The organism is Pseudomonas syringae group sp. 247E2, assembly GCF_032587795.1.
GTDB classification, from domain to species: Bacteria; Pseudomonadota; Gammaproteobacteria; order Pseudomonadales; family Pseudomonadaceae; genus Aquipseudomonas; species Aquipseudomonas amygdali.
Genome location: NZ_JAWHPK010000008.1, coordinates 1000495 through 1019640 on the forward strand (window position 1 = coordinate 1000495; position 19146 = coordinate 1019640).

A 19146-nucleotide genomic window follows, 5' to 3' on the forward strand; every position below is an offset into this window, starting at 1 on the left:
CCTGCGAGGTTCCGGTATGCTGATGTTCATCCTGCGACGCCTGCTCAGCTCGATACCGACGCTGATTCTGGTTTCGCTGTTCGTCTTCACCCTACAGAAGCTGCTGCCGGGTGATCCGGTGCTGGCCATGGCCGGGGAAGAACGCGATCCGGCGGTCATGGAATACCTGCGCGACAAGTACCGGCTCGATGACCCGATCCCGTTGCAGTACCTCAACTGGGTCGGCAACGTATTGACCGGCGACCTGGGCACATCGCTGCGCACCGAGCAACCGGTGACCACGCTGCTGGCGTCGAAACTGCCGGTGACTATCGAGCTGGCCGTGCTGGCCCTGCTGATTGCGCTGTTGATCGGCGTTCCCACCGGGATCATTTCGGCGGTGCGCAAAGGCACCGCCGTGGATTACGGCGCCAACGTGGTGGCGCTGTCGGGTATTTCCATTCCGCACTTCTGGCTGGGCATTCTGCTGATCATGATCTTTGCAGTGAAACTGCAGTGGCTGCCCGCCTCCGGCTTCGTGCCTATGGGCGAGGATTTCGGGCAAAACCTGAAGACCTTGATTCTGCCAGCCTTCGTACTGGGTGCCGGGCTGTCGGGGATTCTCATGCGTCACACCCGCAGCGCCATGCTGGAAGTATTGCGCACTGACTACGTCCGCACCGCTCGGGCCAAAGGACTGTTCCCGCGCACAGTGATTCTCAAGCATGCGTTGCGCAACGCGCTGATGCCCATCGTCACCCTCACGACACTGCTGTTTGGTGAATTGCTTGGCGGCGCGGTGCTGACCGAGCAAGTGTTCAGCATTCCGGGCTTCGGCAAGATGATCGTCGACGCTGTGTTCAACCGCGACTACGCCGTGGTGCAAGGCGTGGTGTTGTGTGTCGCGATTGGCTTTCTGCTGTTGAACCTGCTGGCCGACGTGCTCTATCGCTTGATCAACCCACGCCTGAGGAGTGCCTGATGACCGCTATTGCCAGCCTGCCGCATAGCGCGATCCTGCCGCGCAGTCGCTCGCCTTTTCTGAAGAAGTTCCTCGCCAACAAAGGCGCAGTGATTGGCGCGGCGGTGTTGCTGCTGTTTGTCCTCGCGGCCATTCTGGCCCCCTGGATTGCGCCCCATGATCCGCTAAAGGCCAACTTTCTCGCCGTACGCAAAGCCCCCTCGCTGATCTATTGGCTGGGTACCGACGAACTGGGTCGCGATCTGTTTTCACGCTTGCTGTATGGCGCACGCAGTTCGCTGCTGGCCGGTGGTGTTTCGGTAGCCATCGCCATGCTCATCGGCGTGCCGCTGGGCCTGCTGGCCGGGTACTTTGGTGGCAAGCTGGACATGCTTATTTCACAGGTCATGGAAGCACTGTTGTCCTGTCCGTTTCTGGTGCTGGCCATCGCTTTGGGCGCCTTTCTCGGCCCAAGCCTGACCAACGCGATGATTGCCATCGGCCTGTCCGCCATGCCGATCTTTGCCCGCCTGACCCGCGGCCAGGTGCTGTCGATCAAGCACGAGGATTATCTGGAGGGTGCGCGCGCCATCGGTCTGCCGGATCGCTGGATCATCCTGCGTTACGTGCTGCCCAACGTGATGTCGCCGCTGGTGGTACAGGCAACGCTGACCATCGCCTCGGCAATTCTGGCCGAAGCCAGCCTGTCGTTCCTTGGCCTGGGTCAGCAACCGCCTTCGCCATCGTGGGGCTCGATGCTCAATACAGCGAAGAATTTCATGGAGCAGGCTCCGTGGATGTCGATCGCGCCAGGTGTGGCGATTTACATCACGGTCCTGTGTTTCAACCTGCTGGGTGACGGCCTGCGCGATGCGCTGGACCCCAAGGGCTAAACCTTTCGTCTTCTGCCAAGAGAAACGCTTATGTTCGATGATCTGGATTACAACCAACCGTACGCGTCGGCCCGCTCGCCGGTGATGGGCAACAATATGGTCGCCTGCTCTCAACCATTGGCCGCTCAGGCCGGGCTGGACATGCTGCGCCGTGGCGGCAATGCGGTCGACGCCGCCATCGCAGCGGCCATGGTGCTGACTGTGGTAGAGCCCACCGGCTGCGGCATCGGCAGCGATGCCTTTGCCATCGTCTGGGACGGCAGCAAGCTGCAAGGCTTGAACGCTTCCGGCCGCGCGCCACAGGCCTGGACACCGGAATACTTCGAAGGCCAGAGCCAGATGCCGCAACGCGGCTGGCCTGCGGTCAGCGTGCCGGGGGCAGTGTCGGCCTGGGTGGAGCTTTCGGCACGCTACGGCAAACTGCCCTTCGCGACCCTGGCCGAACCGGCGATCGGCTACGCCCGCGATGGCTATCAGGTCACACCGATTATCGCCGAGCTGTGGAAACGCGGCTCGCACCTGCTCAAGGATCAACCGGGCTTTGCCGAATGCTTCATGCCGGGTGGCAAAGCCCCCTTGGCCGGAGAAAAAATCCAGCTCAAGGACCACGCCCGCACGCTGGAACTGATCGCCCGGACCAAAGGCGAAGCATTCTATCGCGGCGAACTGGCACAGGCGATTATCGCCCATGCCAACGCCAATGGCAGCGTGATGAGTCTCGACGATCTGGCGACGCACACCGTGGACTGGATCGATACGCTGTCGGTGCCATACGCGGGCGCTGTGGTTCACGAGCTCCCACCAAATGGCCAAGGCATTGCTACTCTTGCCGGCCTGACCATGCTTGAAGCGCTGGGCGTCGGCGAGCACCCGGTGGACAGCCTTGAGACGGTTCACCCGGTGCTGGAGGCGATGAAAATGGCCCTCGCCGACCTCGACGAACATGTGGCCGATAGCGAGCACATGCGCGTCCCTTCAGAGGATTTACTGAGTAAGGCCTACCTGATGGAGCGCGCGGGACTGGTCACTGATCAGGCCGCCAATCCCGGGCATGGCTCGCCAAAACCGGGTGGCACGGTGTACCTGTCAGCGGCGGATGAAAGCGGCATGATGATCTCGTTCATCCAGTCCAACTACATGGGCTTCGGCTCGGGCGTCGTTGTACCCGGCACCGGCATCAGCATGCAGAACCGTGGCGCAGGCTTCTCGCTGGACCCGCAGCACGTCAATTACGTTGCGCCGCGCAAACGCCCGTTCCACACCATCATCCCTGGCTTTGTCATGAACTCAGACGGCACACCGCTTATGGCATTCGGGTTGATGGGCGGCCCGATGCAGGCGCAGGGCCACTTGCAGATGATGATGCGCATCCTGCGCTATAAGCAAAACCCGCAAGCCGCTGCCGATGCGCCGCGCTGGAGGATCGAAACCGGCTTGAAAGTCGCGGTGGAGCGTGCGTTTGACCCTGATGTGGTCAGCGCACTGCGTGCAAAGGGTCACGACATCGATGTCGAAGAGCCGAGCGGCGTATTTGCCTTTGGCGGTGCGCAGATTATCCAGCGCACGGCGCATGGCTATGTGGGCGGGACCGATCCAAGGAAGGATGGAATTGTCGCGGCTTATTGACCAAAAGTAGCGGCTCGGCCAGCGCAGCAGGGCATTGACTGTTTCAATCGGCTTCGCTGGCCTCGCCTCGCCACTCAAAAGATCGGACCTTTCCAGCGCACAGGCGTCCAAGCTTGAGATTGCCACTCATCTGACGCCCTACAGCGTTTCAACTCAGGAAAAGCCATGACCTTTTTGATCTTCCTTCTAGCCTGCAGCGCCGCCGCAGCAACCGGCATCATCTTCAAGCCAGGAGCCTGGTACGAATCCCTTCAGAAACCGAGCTTCACCCCGCCAAACTGGGCATTTCCGGTAGCGTGGACCGTGATCTACCTGCTCCTCGCCTGGGCAGGGTATCGCCTGACGCTGCTCCCCGGCAGCCAGATCGTGCTTGCCCTGTGGGCTGCTCAGATTGCACTGAACACGTTGTGGACACCAGTATTTTTTGGTGCGAACCGCATTGTCGCTGCGATGGTGATTCTTGCTTTGCTGTGGATTGTTGTCGCCACAATGATCGTAATGGCCTTGCAGCTGGACATCATTACTGGGCTGATTTTGTTTCCCTATCTGGTGTGGCTCTCGGTGGCAGCGGCGCTGAACTTTTCCATTCTGCGCCACAACAGATAACCGTCCCGGCTTTGCCGTCTACTGGCTCTGCGGCGAAACCGCTACAGCGCGTAAAGGCGGCAATGCTCAAGGTAGCCCTGCTCGTGACTACCGACCAGTTGAACGACGCTCGACCATAGCCAGGAGGGAGCGTCCAGGGTATCGGATCGATTGGTTTGCAGGTCCCTGATCCACGCCGCACGTGTGGCCAGATCCATCTGTCTGGCGTGGGCTTTACCCACAACTTTGGCGAGATACGCTGCGGCCTGCATGGCCTCCTGCTCAGTGAGCTCATCAAGTTCCAACTTCATGTCCTGAGGAAGTAGCTCACGAATGAAGAACGAATGATCCAGCATTCGCACGGCAACCATTCGGCTACCCAGACCGGGCGACAGGTTCCGGGCGCCCTCCACTACCCGTTTGCCATTGTCTCTGGGCATGCGCGCCCTCGCAGTACGTGGGGCCGCCGCGGCGACGGCTTCCTTGACGTCGAGCAGGCAGAACTCTTCATCTTCTTCATCGCCAACACCCATCAGCACCGCGTAGCGAAGCAGCCCCAGAGAGCTGCAGCCTTTTACCCAGTAGGCGGAGTCGAGTAAACGCACTCGGTCATCCTGGGACCTGCCTTTTAGCGATGTCACCAACGCATGAATCTCCGGCGTCTCACAAAGCGCCTTGATTGCATCGCGTTCCGCACGTGACAGCTGCCAGAAATGTTTGCCCAGCGGAATGGTCGGTTGCGTACCTTCGAAACGCTCCTTTGCCAGATGCTTCCATGTGCGTTGTACCGCGCTACGCATCCCCGCTTTCACTTGCGCAGGACGATCCGGCTCTTCATCGTCGTTGCCAATAAAAGCCTCTTCGTAGCCCTGCATCATCTCTTCCAGCATTCTTGCCGTGGTCACTCCGGGTAGATCCGAGCCACGAGCAGCTGTCGCCAACGACAGCCCCAGCCTCACCAGGTCATGGGCCGGATTACCGATGACGGCTTGATCGAGGTCGCGGATATGCATGTCGATGCGGCCGTTCGAATCCCCAGTGGGCCCCAGATTGCCGGCATGGCAGTCTCCGCAGATCCAGACCGGCGGACCGCTGGGCAGACGCCTGCCCGACTGACTGTGAAGCCACTCATAGAACTGCTCGGTATTGCCTCGAACGAACGCGTGCGCAGACCGCGCCATTTTCAGGTTGCGCAGGTTGATGAGGGATTTGAGGCGTGTGTCGGGACGAGGCGTTTTCATCGGAAAACCTTGAAGAGGGTTATTCCATTGACTCGTCATGTGACAGGAATGTTTCAAGATATTTCAAATCTGATCAGTAGCACTGCATTCAGTGCTCAAGTCCTACTCAGACTCCCGCGCTACATTCCAGAACGCATTCAATCCGAATGTTTTGCCATACACCTAAAGACAGCGTTGCCTGTTGATCAGCCAGTTGTCGTGAAAATCTCCTGTTTTTTATGCGGTCCGATGTTGGCGGAGTACTCGGTGGCGACAAGACCTCGGCTGAACGCGACATCTTTGAGCAATTGCCGGTTGGACAGGCTATTGCTGTCGTCTGCCAGGTAGGCTGGCAATGCTACCCATCTAGCGTCTTCGATTTCGGCAGTGTCCAGGATGTTGATACGCTGCGTCAGGGCCGTCATTCGGCAGATGAAGTGAATATTCGATTTGCCAAATTGGTAGGGATGTCTGGTGGTAAACGCCACGATGGATTCGCACTTCGATTCGATCCCGGTTTCCTCCAGCACCTCACGCTCGATCGAATCCTGAATTCGTTCGGCGTTGTCTACATGCCCTCCCGGCAGCTTGAACCCTTGGGTGCCTCGCTCCTTCACGACAAGGAGTTCCCCTGCGTCGTTAATCACGATGGCACCCGCCCCTACAGTATGGGTAGGTATGAACGGGACGAATGCCTGCTCAAATGGGCAGCGCACCAGGGTCAGTTGATCGGTCAGACAGCTATGGAAGGAGAACCCGGCAGCCGTGAAGATCGGAATGCTCTGGGCATTGCTTATAGGCAGCGTGACCCATGCCAGCGCCAGGCGCTCGTTTTCGATGAGGGTAACCAGCGCGTCGACAGCGTCACGCAACGCTTGCGGGTCATTTGGCAGTGAAGCTGGTTCGACAATGATCCCGTTGAATTTGTCCCGTGTGAATTCCAATGTACACCTTTGGATTGCTTTGTCTGCCGGGATTGTAGTGAGGCGGGAGCAGCTTTGCGAATGCTCGTGAAAACGGGCACCGCTACGCAGGGTTTGCCAAGTAGAACCCAGGTAGGAAAACGTGTCGGCGTGCCAGGTATTATCAGGCGTTAGCCCGAGTCACCGAGCCTGCGACGATAGCGGATTACACTATTTTATCGAGGTCTGCGAAACCATTTTTTTAGTGTCTCGTGGCCATCATCGATATAAGTAAAAATAACGGGCACTACCAGCAGGCTTAGTACGGTCGAGGCCGATACCACGCCAATGACGACCACCGCCAATCGACGGTCAGCGCCGCCTTGCGATCCCCCGCCCGATACGACACCCTTTGACGCCTTTGGGCTTGGGTATGCGTCTGCATAGGCCCTTCACCTTCACGTCATCCGTAAAACCGTTGCCGCCAGCGCCGATTACGTTTGCAGGCGCGCCCATTACTTGCGCGCATAAAAAAACCCGCCGAAGCGGGTTGTTTTTTCCATCAATACCATTCCGACATCCTGTCGGTAGCCATCCCGGCAATGGTGATCATCCGTGACCTGTGAAGCGCTTCCTGCGCTTGCAGTTGATGGGTGTAGATTGCTCCTTCGCCGTGGCGCCGTACAGAGTGGATCCACTCCAGCTCGTGTAAGCCTTTCGCCATTCTCCGGATGATCCTGTGCCCTGCCCTCAGTCGCGCTCAAACTCGATCAACACCTTTCCTATATGCTTTGCCGCAGCAAAATAAGCATAGGCTTGGGGTGCATCAGCGAATTTGAACGTCCTGGCAACAACGGTTTCAATCCCATTTGCCTCGATTGCGCGTATGAGGTCGACAAACATCGCGCGGCTACCATTGGCAATGCCCCTGATGGTTACATTTTTCAGGATGAGGGACAGGTAATCGGGAATCGGAGAGTGCTTCCCCGGGGTCACACCAATGACCGCGATACGTCCGTTGACGGCAGCGGCAGCGATTGATTGCCCCAGGGTGTCCTGGCCTCCGGTTTCTAGGATGACGTCCGCACCGGTGTTATTGGTGAGCGCCATGACTTGCGCAGCCCAGTCAGGGTGTGTTCGGTAATTGATGGTAATGTCCGCGCCCAGCTGGCGGGCGATGTCCAGTTTTTCGTCACTTGACGAGGTAATTGCCACGCGCGCGCCGTGGAGCCTCGCAAGCTTCAAAGCGGCCAGCGCCACCCCGCCGGTTCCGAGACAAAGGACCAGCTCGCCCGGTTTGACTTTGCACACCTCCATCAGCGCGTTCCAGGCTGTCAGGCCCGCAGATGCGAGCGCGGCAACATCTTTGTCCGCCAGCCAGCCGTCGTGGGTTACGCCGACGTCATGGGCAAACACATCGATTCTGAATGGGCCTTCCAGCCAGTCCGGGAAGTGACCGCAGATAACCCGGTCACCCACTTTGACCTGGCTGACGCCCTCGCCTACAGCGATGACCTCGCCCACACCTTCGGAAACCGGAACGCGCTCCGGCTCCTGTCGGGCACCGTAAACGCCATGAAGGATCTGAACATCACGACTGATGAGACTCACCAGACGAGGCGCCACAATGGCTTGCCCCGGTCCGTCTGGCTCGATCAACTGTCATCGCCCCTGGACGAACGATGTCCGCAAGCCCTTAGCCCTGAAACGCTCTGTGTTGTCCGCAGCGCAGACGGCTGCTATTTCAAACGCCAAATCCCCTCCACCCGATGCGCCAGACCGCGCTCGCCGAGCGACTCGATGTACTTCTTCATGCCTTTCTCACCGCGCTTTTGCAGCAACCGGGTGGTGCGTGGCAACAGGTTGGGGAACAGCATAGCCAGACTGGATGCCAAGGATTCGCTCGGTTTCGGTGTCCGTTCCAGGCACGGTTTGTCGAGCATGAGTAACACCTGACGTGCGACGTCGTCCGGCGATTGTGGCGGTGCAATGAACTGTAAAGCGTTGCCGCCTTCGATCGCTTCCTTGCGCAGCATTTGGGTGTCTGTCGCGGTTGGCAGGATGGAGCCGACCTTGATGCCCTTCTCGGCCAGATCCATACCGATCGAGAGCATTGCGCCGCGCAGGCCGAACTTGCTGGCGCAGTAGATCGGTGATTCGGGCGTGGGAAATACGCCCCCCAATGAAACAGTGGATATGATCCGGGCGTCGTTCGAGCGCTTGAGCAATGGAATGGCCAGACGAGTCAGGATCAGCGGTGCGACGAGATTGATGTTGAGCTCTCGACTGATGCTTTCCACCGAGCGTGTATCAAACGCTTCGACTACTGCAATGGCTGCATTGTTGATCAACACGTCAAGTCGGCCAAACTCTGACTCTATGTAGGTCATCAAGCCTGCCAGGCTTTCCTGGTCGGTCAGATCAACTACATAGGGAAAAGCATCTTCGCCGAGGCTTTCCGCCAACACGCGCAGCTGCTTTTCGTCGATGTCTGCCAGTATCAGTTGCATGCCCCTGCGGATCAGCTGGGCGCAGATCGCCTGGCCAATGCCGCCGGCCGCGCCGGTAATCAGGACCACCGTTTTCATAAGCACGTCTCCTGAATGGCGACCTTCTGTTGCAGTGGCGCAGGAATATAGCCAGTGCCTTTACGCAGGCTTTTGTAATAACCCTCTTCGACCGCAGGCCAGCCTTGGCTGTGAAACAGCTTGCGCAGGTATTTCTTGAGCGCATGCGCCTCCAGGTACACCTCGTGGCGTTGGGATTTGACGAACTTGATTCCCCCGGAAAGATCCGGGTCGTCCGTAGCAATCAACTGATCGAAATGACTGGCCTGGGTTTTCTGATGCAATTGGTCACGCAAGTAACAAGCGACAGCATGCGCCTCGCTATCAAACAGCTTATAGGCGCTCGAGTTCGTCTCGACGTACCCGATGCCGAACAAGTTGTGATGCTCACGGCTGAAAATAGACAGGTACAACCGGGGCCGACCGCCCTGCCACTCGAAATACTTCGCGGCATAGGGGCAGCTCCATTTATACCCGGTGGCATACAGCACCAGATCGAGTGGCTCACGCGTGCCGTCTTTGAACACCACGTGCTGACCCTCGTAGTGGGACACGTCCGGCTTTACCTGAATATCGCCGCGCTGCAGGTAGTGCAGCAACTGGGTATTGAGCAACGGGTGGCTCTCAAAGAGCTTGTGGTCCGGCCTGGGCAAGCCAAAGCGCCGGGTATCACCATTTATGACCCGTAAAATGGTCTGGAAAACCGGGCGCGCCAGCCACATCGGCAGTTGCGGTCCCTTTTCACCGAACTCATCAACCGGCATCCCGAACAGGTGCTTGGGAATGAGGTGGTAGCCGCGACGCATGCTGATAAAGGCTTTATCTGCATATTTGGCCGCATCGCAGGCAATATCGGCGCCGGAGTTACCCGCACCGATGACCATCACCCGCTTGCCCTTGAATTCGTCGGCGTTCTTGTACGTTACCGAGTGCCGAACGGTGCCCTCAAACTGACCTTTCACTTCAGGCATGTTAGGGTCCCAGTTACAGCCGGTGGCACACACTACCGCGCGATAGCGGCGTCGTTCACCGCTGGCCAGCGTGACTAGCCAGCGTCCATCCTGTTCTTTTTCAACGTCTTTGACTGCGGTGTTGAAACGGATCCTGTCGTACAGATCGAACGCCATCGCAAAAGAGCGAACGTACTCGAAAATCTGTCGATTGCTCGGGTAATCGGGAAAGTGCGCGGGCATGGGATAGTCGATAAACCCTGACTGATCGCGAGAGGAGATAAAGTGCGCCGATTGGTACATCGGGGTTCCGGGGTTATTGATATCCCATACGCCTCCCACTTCGCCGTGTCGCTCGAACTGCTCGTAATCGAGGCCCTGACGCTTGAGCGCCCTCGCCATACACAGCCCGCCAGGGCCGCTTCCGATAATGCACACCGCGTCGGCGCAATCGTGGATCTTGTTGTTCTCGTGGCTCACTTTGTATTCCTCGGGTTCAACAGCGAGAACCCTAAGTTAGCCAAGGAGGCGCGGAGCATGCAGGGGGCCAATGGACGTAAAAGGGGGTGGTAACGGACTTGTTCGGCTGGCGGGTCGGATCAATGATTAATTTAACGATTCGAGGGGTGTTTCGGCTGTTTTTTCAGGCATGCTGTGATTCGATAAAACAATAAAACCTGTCTGTAAAAGGTCCGGATCAACATGAAGCTCATTGCTGACCCACTGTTCTCTGAAGCCTCGGCTCCGCCGCAGGTATCGCGCATGCTCCTGCAGTACGCGACCGAACGTGGCGTCGATGCCGAGTGGCTATGCCGTGGCCTGGGTTTTGCCCCTGATGACCTGAAAAAGCCCGGCTATCTTCTGTCGCATCGGCAAAGCAACCTGCTGGTACGCCGAACAATCACGGTGCTGGGTGATGACGGCTTGGGTCTGTCGGTCGGCGAGCGCCAGACAGCAGTGTCATGGGGCATTGTCGGGCTGGGTATGCAGGCCAGTCCCACGCTGGGTGAGGCGCTGGACCTGGCCATCCGTTACCAGAAGCATGCCGGTGCCCTGCTCCGCCATCGAATGGAGCTTCATGAAGGTCGCTGCCTGACCTACATGGTGCCGCAGTTCTTTGACCCTGACGTGATCAGTTTTTATCTGGAAGAGGCATTCGCCAGCGCGATGGCCATTGCGCGGCATCTGACTGGGCATCATGACATGCTCCCCAGCCGCATCGAGCTTGAATATCCAGAGCCTGCGCACCGGCAACGATACAGCGAAATATTCCGCTGCCCGGTGGTGTTTGCCGGTGCTCACAATCTGATCGAATTCGATGCCCGGTGGCTGGACATTCCATTGTTGACGCGCGATGACTTCGTGGCTGCAGAAGTGGCAGAGTTGCTGGACAGTGCAAACTGGGAAGATAAAGGCACGTCAGATCTTGTCGAAACCGTTCAACGGGAAATACGCAAGCGTCTCTGCGCTCCGCCGTCACTCAATGACCTTGCGCAACAGCTCAATATCGGCGAACGCACCTTAAGGCGTCGTCTTGACGAGGCGGGACAGTCCTATCAGGGCGTCATCGACTCGCTACGCAGGGCCCGAGCATTGTCACTCCTGAGTCACCGTGAAACGAAATTGATCGACGTGGCGACTGAAACCGGCTTCAGCGATATTCGTGATTTCCGTCGGGCGTTCAAACGCTGGACCGGGGTAACACCCCGCGAAGCCAGATACGAAATTCAACAATTTCGAAAAGACATCCAGGGCCTGTCAACCTCCTGAGTTTTTGCGTACTCGCAAGAACATACGTGATCATCAAACGTCCGCTGCCGCCCCCTTTTGTGTCCGCTCAACCCCTGATCGTTCTGTGACCGGTTGTTTATCGTAGCTCTCTGCTCTCCATAAATAATCAAACAAGAGATGGGCCGTGATGACAGAACGAGTGCTTGTTACCGGGGGTGGCGGTTTTGTGGCCTGCCACTTGATTCAGCAACTGCTTGCCAGCGGCAATGTCGTCAATACCACCGTGCGCAACCTCACCAACAGGGCAAAAGTGCTTCCTCTGCTGACGTTGCAAAAGCAACATCCAGGCAAACTTTACCTGTTCGAAGCAGATCTTCTTGTAGACGGCGCGTTTGATGCGTCCATGCACGACTGCACGGTCGTCCATCATGTGGCGTCGCCCTTTCTGCTGCCTGAAAAAATAAAGGACGGCCGCCGGGAAATGCTTGAGCCTGCACTGCTGGGCACCCGGAACGTTCTGAGCAGTGTCGATAAAACGCCCAGCGTCCTTCGTGTCGTCCCGACCTCCACCGTCGGGGCAATCTTTGGCGATTACATTGACGTTTTGCACATGAAGAACAAGACCCTTACCGAAGACTATTTCAATACCAGCAGCACGCTTGAAACCAACCCCTATCACTACGCCAAGGTCGAGGCCGAAAAAGAAGCATGGCGGATCTGCGAGAAGCAGACTCGCTGGAGCCTGGTCACTATCAATCCGGGCATGATCCTCGGCCCTTCTCTTACGCCGGCCTCGGACTCCGGAAGCCTGTTTCTTCTGGATGAGATGTTCCGCGGTTACTTCTTCTATGGCATGCCCGACCTGAGTCTGACTACCGTGGACGTCAGGGATGTAGCGGCAGCTCATATCATCGCAGCGAACAAGGTTGACGCTCAGGGGCGCTATATCCTTGCTGAACAACATATGATTTCTTTCGTGGAGATAGCTGGCATTGTGCGCCGTTTGCATCGACGCCCCTGGTTATTGCCGCGTTACCGCATTCCCGACGCTATTGTCAGGTTGATTGGTCCCTTCTTCGGGCTCACTCAGGATTATCTGAGCAAGCACCTCGGCATTCGCTTCGTGGTGGATAACCAGCGCAGCCTGAATGATCTGGGCATCAAATATCGATCCATCACGGAAACGCTGACAGATCATTACCGTTGCTGGGATATGCAGCGTCAGCTCAACAGCCAGGCGAATGAGAAGCTTCGGTCGTGACATTCAAGTTGCTTCATTTCCCGTAACGGAATGGAACGTGCATAGACCTCGCCTATCAGGTTTCACCCGAGGTCTCCCCATGCGCCATCTCGATACCGATTGCCTTGCTGCTTTTGTTGCTGTCATCGATTGCGGCGGGTTCACCACTGCCGGTGAGCGTATCGGCAAGACCCAGGCAGCTGTCAGCTTGATGCTGGGCCGGCTGGAATCCCGGGTCGGGCGCAAGCTGTTGGAGCGGTCTCGCCGTGGCGTTACGCTGACGGAGCATGGTGAACGGCTGATCGGCTACGCCAGGCGTATCCAGATGCTCGAAGACGAGGCGCTTGCCGCGCTCGATTGCGGGCAGGAAGCCACTCGCGTTCGTATAGGCATGCCGGATGACTATCTTGAGTCGCTGGGCTGCGAGCTCATGCAGGCATTCACCCTGCGCCATCCGCATCTGCAGGTAGAAATCATCTGTGATTTTTCTTCTCGCCTCGAGTCCATGATTACCGAAGGTAGCATCGACCTGGCGATCATCACCCGCTCCGGCACCAAGGTGCAGGGTGAGTTACTTAGGTGCGAACCGATGTTGTGGTGCGCAGCGCCGGGGCATTTTCCCGAGCAACAGAAAGTTTTACCGTTGTCGTTATTTACCGAAAGCTGCCGGGCGCGTCCGCAGATCATTGAGGCGCTGGATCTATTGGGCACGCCTTGGCGGGTGGTCAGTTCTTCATCTCATCTGCCGGGCGTCATGCATTCGGTTCGACTGGGCACCTCGGTGACGGTATTGCCCGCTTCAGTTGTTCCATCTGGCTGGCGCATCCTGAAATCCGAGCAGTTGCCCCGGCTGCCAAGCATCGAACTGGAGCTGCTGGTGCCTGAACATGCCCTGTTGAATACCCGCCGCCTGGCGCATTTCGTCCGTGATTGCTTTCAGGCCAAAAGCCGTTCTGAAAGCGAGTCTCAAAGCGAAGCGATGGCAGCCTTGTAACCTTCAAGCACCGCTTGCAGCGCTTTTTCCTGATGCGCAAAGGTCAGATAGGTTCGGCCAAAGGCAAACGGCATGCTCATGACCCGTTCACGGCGTAGCGCTTTGTGCAGCGCGAGTGTCCACGCGCTGTCAGCCACATGCGCCGCATCGGCGTAGGTTCTGGGTGGCGTCGCCGAGGGCCATAACGTGAACACTGACCCGTAACCCGTACTGCTCACGGCCATGCCTTTGCTGGCAAAGGCTGCGACCAGTTGGGCGCGCAGCTGGTCACCGCGTGTCAGCAGTGCGGCATAGTTGGCGGTCGCCAGTTGCTTGAGGGTCGCCAGTACTGCAGCGCACGCTGGCGGCGCTCCACTGTAGGTGCCGGCGCGTACGATTTTTCCCTGCTCGAAAAGACGCATGTATTCGGGTTTGCCAACCAGAGCGGCGACCGGAATACCACTGCCGATCGCCTTGCCGACCGTGGCAAGATCAGGCTCGGCACCCAGCATCGTGCCGGTCAGCCCTGGACACAGGCGCAACCCCATCAACACTTCATCCAGGATAACCAGTGCGCCATTGCGGTGAGCCAGATCGCTGAGGTGCTTTAAATAGCCCGGCGCAGGCTCGATGCAGCCTGCGTTGGCCAACACGGGTTCCACCACCAGGGCTGCGATGTCGCTGTAATCGCGAAACAGTTGTTCGGCATCCTCAAAATCGTTGTAGCGCAACAGCAGCATGCCATCACGTTCAGGCCGGGTTGTGCCGCTCATCAAGGCCGAGGCCTGCCCCGCATTGCCAAAGGCTACCGAGTCGTACCAGCCGTCATAGCCGGCAGCGAACTTTACAATGCGCTGGCGACCCGTTGCCACGCGCGCGGTGCGGCAGGCCAGGTGCACGGCTTCGCTGCCGGTGTTGAGGAAGATCACCTGGCTGAGATCGCCGGTGAATGTCGCCAATGCGGCAGCAGCGGCCTCCTCGTCCCCGTGGGCAAAGGAAGGCATCGGGCCGTTGAGCATTGCTGCACTGGCCGCTGCCATGACCTCCATCTGAGCATGGCCCAGCATGGTTGCACCAAAACCCATTGCGGTATCCACGTAGCGCACACCCTTGCTGTCCCACAGCCATGGCCCATTGGAGCGTGCGACATTGAAAGCCTGGCCGTCGATTTCGGGCAAAGCGCGGCCGCCGCTGGAAATTCCACCGATCAAATGTTTCATCTTTATTCTCAGGAAATGGGAGGTATCAATAGCCCATGACGCGGGGCAACCATTGGGTCAGATTCGGGAAAAACACGAGCAAGGCGATGGCAAACGCGGTGGCGATCCAGAACGGTATCAATCGTCGTGATACGGCACCGATATCAATACGTCCTACGTTGCACACCACAAAGATGTTGGTGCCGATAGGCGGAGTGAAAAGTCCCCAACCCAGAGTCATGGTGAAGATAAGGCCGATCTGATAGGGCTCGAAGCCCGCAGCCTTGGCCACGGGGACCAGAATCGGCGCCAGAATGATCATTGCCGGGCCAAGGTCCAGCCAGAAACCGACCACTTTGAGTACCAGAATCACCAGCAATATGGTGACCAGCGGGCCGGTATGCAGGCCGACAATCCAGGTGGCCACTGTATGGGGCACCAGTTCGAAGGTCAGGATCCAGCCAAACGGCATGGCCACAGCCATGATGATCATTACCGAGCCGGTGGTGGTCACCGCTTCGGTCACGGCCGGGAATAGATCGCGCCAGCCCAGTTGTCGATAGACAATGGTGCCGACGAACAGCGCATAGAGTACTGACAGCGACGCCGCTTCAGTGGCCGTGGCAAAGCCGGTAACTATCGACCCGAGCACCATGAACGGCATCAGCAACGCAGGCAGCGCGCCACCGGTGTCCCGTAGGAACAGGCCCCAGTCCATCTTGCCTTCAGCTTTTGGAAAGCCCTCGCGAACCCCGACTATGTAAGCGGTCATCATGAAGACTGCGGCGAGCATCAGGCCAGGGATAACGCCGGCCATGAACAGACCACCGATAGACGTGTTGGTCAACACGCCGAACATGATCAGGATGACGCTCGGCGGTACGATAATGCCCAGCGTTCCAGAGGCTGCTGTAACAGCAGCGGCGAAGGCACGTGGGTAGCCACGCGCCTCCATCACCGGAATCATGACCTTGGCAACGGTGCCAGTATCGGCGGTGGCTGATCCGGTCAGACCGCCATAGACGAACGCAGTGGCGACATTCACCAGCCCCAGTCCGCCGCGCAAACGCCCGAAGCAGTGCTCTGCAACACGCATGATGCGCAGCGTCAGACCGCCACGGTTCATCAGCTCTCCGGCCAGCAGAAACAACGGTATCGAGGCCAGGGTCGACGAGTCGGCACCGCGCAGCGTTTGCTGGGCAATCCAGGCCAGCGGCATGTGCAGATCACCCCACAGCAGGGCCGCGATACTGCCACCGGCCATCGCCCAGACAACTGGCAGGCCAGCCATCAGCAAACAGAAAAACGCCAGAAAAAGGATCAGCACGGTCATGGGCGTACTCCGTTGCGAATCAGGCGTGTCAGACGAACCACAGCCAGTAGCGCAAGCATCGCGGCGGCGCTGATCAACGCCAGTGAACTCAGCCCGGCGGGCCAGCGCAGCACTGGGGTTGGCATCCAGCCGGTGCGTGAAATGAACGCAACACCGCTGCTCAGCAGCCAGGCGCTGATACCCAGCAGGGCCACACTGGCAAAGGCATCCAGGGCCTTTTGCAAAGACCTTGGCAGCATGCCCACCAGGCCCTGGAATCGCACGTTTTCGTGCCTGACTTCAGCGATCACGGCGCCAATAAATGTCACCCAGATAAACCCGATCGTGGCGATCTCGAACGACCATTCGAAGCCATGCAGATTCAGGTAACGCGAGAAAACGCCTGCCAGAATGGACAGAAAGGTCACGGCGAACATCAGCGAGCCGAATACAGCAAGGCAGCGTTCAGCCAGGCTGCTGGGTGGTTGGTCAGGATGCGGGCTGATAGACATGGCGTCACTCGCCTTGCGCGTCGTGTCGCAGCTGGCTGACGAAGTCTTCGCCCCAGACCTTGCCGAACTGGGCATACACCGGGTTGCTCAGCTCGCGGAATGGACGCGGGTTGACGTCATTGAACTTCACGCCCTTGCCCTGCATTTCCTGCTGAATCTTGCTGTACACCGCTTCCAGCTGCGAGCGATACCAGGCTGTGGTGTCTACCACCGCCTTATCGAGAGCTGCCCGTTCAGTTGTGCTCAGGCTTTCGTACTTGTCCTTGTTGATGAACCAGAAGTTAGCCGACCACACGTAGTTCGAGAGCGAGACATATTTGGCGACCTCGTACCATTTCTGGTCGTAAAAATCGCGCAGCTCGGGCTCCACACCGTCGACTACACCCGATTGCAGCGAGGTATACACCTCGCCGAACGGAATCGACTGTCCCAGCCCGCCCAGTTGCTTGATGGTTGCCAGGATCACGGGGTTGGGCGGCGTACGTATTTTTAGGCCGCTTAGGTCCGCGGGCTGAAGTATCGGGTGTTTGCTGTTGGCGAACTGACGAAAGCCAGAGTCCAGCGCCGAGAGCATGACGAAGCCATGATCCTGGCCCATGCTGAGGAATTTCTTGCCAGCTTCGCTATCGAGGTAGGCATGTACGGCGACCGAATCTTCGAACAGAAATGGCAGCGACAGCGCATTCAGGCGCGGATCGATGCCGTCGGTCGAGCCGCCCAGGCCAATGTCGATGGCTCCTGCGCCGACCGAATCGACAATAGGCGCTTCATCACCCAGTTGGCCGTCCGGGTAGAGCTGCACTTTCAACTCACCGTTGGTTTGCGCACTGACCTGGGCGGCGAATCGCGTCATCGCCTGATTGATAAGGCTGCTGGAGCTGGAGGCGTGGGCTAAACGTAACGTCTGGTCCGCCATCGCGGCGTTTGCGCCGATCAGCAAAGCCAACCCGGTCAGGGCTCCGAAAACAGCGTTTAAACGAGATGAGAATTTGAGCATGGCGGCGAACTCTACGTTGAATAGCGTTGCAGCCATTAACCATGAGTGCCGACCTTAGCGTCAATTAAGAGATGGCTTTTTGCGATTAGGATGCTTAATGCATCCATACGTTTATTTATGGATGCCATTTCCTGCCATTCCGGCATTCTCAGTCAACGCTCCAGGTACTTAAAACCCGCTCCATGAAGGGAGGATCGCGAGCAAGGCCGGGCCCGCAGCCGAAAGAGGCACCAACCACGTTTCCAGTATCGGGTGTTGCTTCATCCGCTTATGAATCAAGTGAGTATTCGGAGCCCACCGGTCGACGCCTCGAGAGGCGAGCCGTTACTATCGGCGGATGACTAAAGGAGCGCTTTGATGTTTCACGTTATGTTCAGCCTGCCCTGCCTGTACGTTATCGCCAGGTTCTTATGGCCAATGCCGTGGGCGCTATCAACCAGAATTGCCGTTGCTCTGCTGCTTGTTCTAGCCTCGCAATATCATCTGTATTGCCGGTTTTCCTCCGGGAGCGTGTTTTCGCCAGAATTTCCACGCTCCGTCGTGATGCTGTTCAATTGGGCGTTTGGCGCGATCCTGTTGCTTGCGGTGTTGCAAATCATCGTCGATATCGCAACGTTGCTGACGATGCTGCTGCGCCGGAAAACACTGACCATTCCGGCAAATCTGCGCTACGTCATCGGTGTGGCAGCCTTGGTACTGGCGGCAATCGGCGTCCAGCAGGCCGTGCGCGTGCCGCCTGTGAAAGACATCCAGATCGCGATCAAAAACCTGCCTGTGCAATTCGAGGGCTACAAAGTATTGCAACTGACCGACATGCACATCAGTCGCCTGTTTGACGCACCGTGGACGCAGGCGGTGGTGCAGCAGTCGAATGCGCTGGGAGTGAATCTGATCGTCATCACCGGCGACCTGATCGATGGCTCACTCAACAACCGAAAGCAGGATGTTGAAGCGTTGCGCGATTTACGGGCGCCTGACGGCGTGTATGTCATACCCGGGAATCATGAATACTTTTTCGATAACCAGACGTGGATGCAGCACTTTGTCTCGCTGGGGATGGTGCCACTCGCCAACAGCCACACTCTGATCGAGCGCGACGGCGCACGGATCGCTCTGGCTGGCGTCACCGATGTGACCGCACCAAAAACCGGCTTCCCCGCGCCAGACGTTGAAAAAGCCATAGCAGGCATCGCAAAAGACACACCGATCATCCTGCTCGACCATCAACCGAGAAACGCGCGAGAAACCGCGGCTAAAGGGGTAACTTTACAACTTTCCGGCCATACCCATGGCGGAATGATCTTCGGTCTTCACCGCCTGCTGGCCCTGGCCAACGGAGGATTTATGTCGGGGCTTTATGATGTCGGCGGGATGCAGCTGTACGTCAACAACGGCACCGCACTCTGGCCCGGATTTGCCATTCGTCTTGGCCAGCCTTCGGAGTTGACCCGGATTACGCTTCGGCGGGCACCGTAGCTTGCCATTAGTGGCGCGCCACA

At 58.0% G+C, this 19146-nt stretch carries 17 protein-coding genes; 8 read left to right on the forward strand and 9 right to left on the reverse strand.

All coding sequences use genetic code 11. The features are described 5' to 3' along the window. Positions 1–16 precede the first annotated feature (16 nt). From RYC18_RS11595 to tspO, 4 genes are all read left to right on the forward strand, one after another. Positions 17–961 (forward strand): ABC transporter permease, encoded by a 945-nt coding sequence (locus RYC18_RS11595; protein ID WP_016981817.1) that lies wholly within the window; start codon positions 17–19, stop codon positions 959–961. Then, the gene (locus RYC18_RS11600; protein WP_057404311.1) at positions 961–1833 is read left to right on the forward strand and encodes an ABC transporter permease; all 873 of its coding nucleotides are present in this window, start codon (positions 961–963) and stop codon (positions 1831–1833) included. The genes RYC18_RS11595 and RYC18_RS11600 overlap by 1 nt, the downstream gene beginning before the upstream one ends. 30 nt (positions 1834–1863) lie before the next feature. Next, positions 1864–3459, forward strand: coding sequence for a gamma-glutamyltransferase family protein (locus RYC18_RS11605; RefSeq protein ID WP_016981819.1), 1596 nt, complete (start codon positions 1864–1866; stop codon positions 3457–3459). A gap of 165 nt (positions 3460–3624) precedes the next feature. Then, positions 3625–4065 (forward strand): tryptophan-rich sensory protein TspO, encoded by a 441-nt coding sequence (tspO, locus tag RYC18_RS11610; protein ID WP_005777309.1) that lies wholly within the window; start codon positions 3625–3627, stop codon positions 4063–4065. A 41-nt stretch (positions 4066–4106) separates the two neighbouring features. Here the strand turns inward: tspO and RYC18_RS11615 are convergent, their stop codons facing one another. From RYC18_RS11615 to RYC18_RS11635, 5 genes are all read right to left on the reverse strand, one after another. After that, a complete protein-coding gene (locus RYC18_RS11615; protein WP_057404310.1) occupies positions 4107–5285 on the reverse strand; it encodes a DUF2252 domain-containing protein in 1179 nt (392 codons plus the stop codon). Positions 5286–5470: 185 nt separating this feature from the next. Beyond that, complete coding sequence (locus RYC18_RS11620) at positions 5471–6208, reverse strand: NUDIX hydrolase (RefSeq protein ID WP_316886088.1); 738 nt, start codon at positions 6206–6208, stop codon at positions 5471–5473. A gap of 708 nt (positions 6209–6916) precedes the next feature. Beyond that, complete coding sequence (locus tag RYC18_RS11625; RefSeq protein ID WP_057404309.1) at positions 6917–7825, reverse strand: zinc-dependent alcohol dehydrogenase family protein; 909 nt, start codon at positions 7823–7825, stop codon at positions 6917–6919. Between the two features lie 80 nt (positions 7826–7905). Further along, complete coding sequence (locus RYC18_RS11630; RefSeq protein ID WP_044292815.1) at positions 7906–8754, reverse strand: SDR family oxidoreductase; 849 nt, start codon at positions 8752–8754, stop codon at positions 7906–7908. Further along, positions 8751–10121 carry a flavin-containing monooxygenase gene (locus tag RYC18_RS11635; protein ID WP_316886144.1) on the reverse strand — a complete coding sequence of 457 codons (1371 nt, stop codon included), beginning with the start codon at positions 10119–10121 and terminating at the stop codon, positions 8751–8753. Before RYC18_RS11635 ends, RYC18_RS11630 begins: the two co-directional genes overlap by 4 nt. A 264-nt stretch (positions 10122–10385) precedes the next feature. Between RYC18_RS11635 and RYC18_RS11640 the strand changes: the two genes are divergently transcribed. The 3 genes from RYC18_RS11640 to RYC18_RS11650 all read left to right on the forward strand — a co-directional run bounded on the left by RYC18_RS11640 (position 10386) and on the right by RYC18_RS11650 (position 13648). After that, complete coding sequence (locus RYC18_RS11640) at positions 10386–11453, forward strand: AraC family transcriptional regulator (RefSeq protein ID WP_057404308.1); 1068 nt, start codon at positions 10386–10388, stop codon at positions 11451–11453. Between the two features lie 148 nt (positions 11454–11601). Then, positions 11602–12675: an NAD-dependent epimerase/dehydratase family protein gene (locus RYC18_RS11645; protein ID WP_016980511.1), complete on the forward strand. Its 1074-nt coding sequence runs from the start codon at positions 11602–11604 to the stop codon at positions 12673–12675. A gap of 79 nt (positions 12676–12754) precedes the next feature. Then, positions 12755–13648: a LysR substrate-binding domain-containing protein gene (locus RYC18_RS11650; protein WP_016980510.1), complete on the forward strand. Its 894-nt coding sequence runs from the start codon at positions 12755–12757 to the stop codon at positions 13646–13648. Here the strand turns inward: RYC18_RS11650 and RYC18_RS11655 are convergent. Genes RYC18_RS11655 through RYC18_RS11670 form a run of 4 tightly spaced genes read right to left on the reverse strand, consistent with a single transcriptional unit; the run spans position 13621 to position 17647 of the window. Further along, positions 13621–14847, reverse strand: coding sequence for an aminotransferase class III-fold pyridoxal phosphate-dependent enzyme (locus RYC18_RS11655; protein WP_005777325.1), 1227 nt, complete (start codon positions 14845–14847; stop codon positions 13621–13623). The genes RYC18_RS11650 and RYC18_RS11655 overlap by 28 nt on opposite strands. A 25-nt stretch (positions 14848–14872) precedes the next feature. Next, on the reverse strand, positions 14873–16159 hold the full coding sequence (locus RYC18_RS11660; RefSeq protein WP_004665402.1) for a TRAP transporter large permease: 1287 nt from the start codon (positions 16157–16159) through the stop codon (positions 14873–14875). Then, positions 16156–16650: a TRAP transporter small permease gene (locus RYC18_RS11665; RefSeq protein ID WP_005777328.1), complete on the reverse strand. Its 495-nt coding sequence runs from the start codon at positions 16648–16650 to the stop codon at positions 16156–16158. The genes RYC18_RS11660 and RYC18_RS11665 overlap by 4 nt, the downstream gene beginning before the upstream one ends. A gap of 4 nt (positions 16651–16654) precedes the next feature. Continuing rightward, positions 16655–17647, reverse strand: coding sequence for a TRAP transporter substrate-binding protein (locus RYC18_RS11670; protein ID WP_039847398.1), 993 nt, complete (start codon positions 17645–17647; stop codon positions 16655–16657). 357 nt (positions 17648–18004) lie between these two features. Here RYC18_RS11670 and RYC18_RS11675 point away from each other — a divergent pair, with 357 nt between their 5' ends. Further along, positions 18005–19123 carry a metallophosphoesterase gene (locus tag RYC18_RS11675; RefSeq protein ID WP_316886099.1) on the forward strand — a complete coding sequence of 373 codons (1119 nt, stop codon included), beginning with the start codon at positions 18005–18007 and terminating at the stop codon, positions 19121–19123. The last annotated feature ends 23 nt before the right edge of the window (positions 19124–19146 follow it).